Here is a 239-nt window from a genome sequence, read left to right on the forward strand (position 1 = left end):
TGTGACGATGGCACCTGCTGCCGATATGTTCGAAATGGGCGTTAAGCTGCAAGTAGTAAAACGTGGCACCTTATTTCCAATGCGCGCCAACAAGTTATACGAAATTTATACCCGCTATGACTCGATTGAAGCCATTCCAAGCGAGGAACGTGAAAAGCTTGAAAAACAAGTATTCCGCTCAAGCCTGGATGATATTTGGGCTGGCACGGTAGCGCATTTCAATGAGCGCGACCCAAAGC

At 47.7% G+C, this 239-nt stretch carries 1 pseudogene; it reads left to right on the plus strand.

Going from position 1 to position 239, the window contains the following annotated elements:
• Positions 1–239: pseudogene (locus AAEY88_RS15355) on the plus strand (hypothetical protein); the annotation flags it as partial.

The sequence above is a fragment of the Psychrobacter sp. CAL346-MNA-CIBAN-0220 genome (genome assembly GCF_040309805.1).
In the GTDB taxonomy this organism is placed as follows: domain Bacteria; phylum Pseudomonadota; class Gammaproteobacteria; order Pseudomonadales; family Moraxellaceae; genus Psychrobacter.